This is a genomic window from Bacillus sp. EB106-04-02-XG92 (assembly GCF_058791995.1).
On sequence record NZ_JBYTEA010000038.1, the window covers coordinates 1 to 772 of the forward strand.

A 772-nucleotide genomic window follows, 5' to 3' on the forward strand; every position below is an offset into this window, starting at 1 on the left:
GGCAACATATATCTTTTAAGTAAAAACATACTATACCGTTCTTTCGCTTGATTGAACGGAAACGTTTCTTGAGGCTCATGTTCGTAGTTGAATTCAGCAAGTATAAGACTTTTATATCCTGTAATAATCGGACAAGATGTATACCCATCATATTTAGCCTGCAAATCTCTTCCGTTTAGTACGTCCATAATATTTTGTTTTAAGATCGGTATTTGTTTTCGAATTGCCGCTCCAGTTTTAGAGGTGGGTAAATTGGTACAATCTCCAAGTCCGAAAATATTCTTATACTGTACATGTTGCAAAGTATAAGGGTTTATATCTATCCAACCCTGATGATCACTTATCTCGCTCTCTTTAAGAAAATTAGGTGGCCCCATAGGTGGAACAACATGAATCATACTATACGGTACTGTTTCTCTTTTCAGTGTTTGCGTATCTTCAAAAATTGCTTCTTTCTTCTCCGCGATAATTTCTACTAAGTTTTTATTATAATTTGTTATTATTTGCTTTCTTTCTAGTACTTGTTCTAATGTATTAGCATAACGTGGAACCTGAAATATGTTAGCGTTCGCAGTATAAAACATTACTTCACTTTTGTTCCTTACACCGCTATTACAAAAATACTCTTCTGCCAAATACATAATCTTTTGTGGAGCACCACCGCATTTAATAGGAGTATTAGGGTGGGTAAAAACCGCATTTCCTCCTTTAAATTTTTCAATTTCTCTCCAAGTAGAATCAACATATTTATAAGAGTAATTGCTACAAACCC

Annotated in this window: 1 protein-coding gene; it reads right to left on the reverse strand. The window is 34.3% G+C overall.

Annotated elements, in window-relative coordinates:
* On the reverse strand, positions 1-772 hold a 772-nt coding region (locus tag AC3WVA_RS29260; RefSeq protein WP_492322432.1), incomplete at both ends, for an NAD(P)/FAD-dependent oxidoreductase.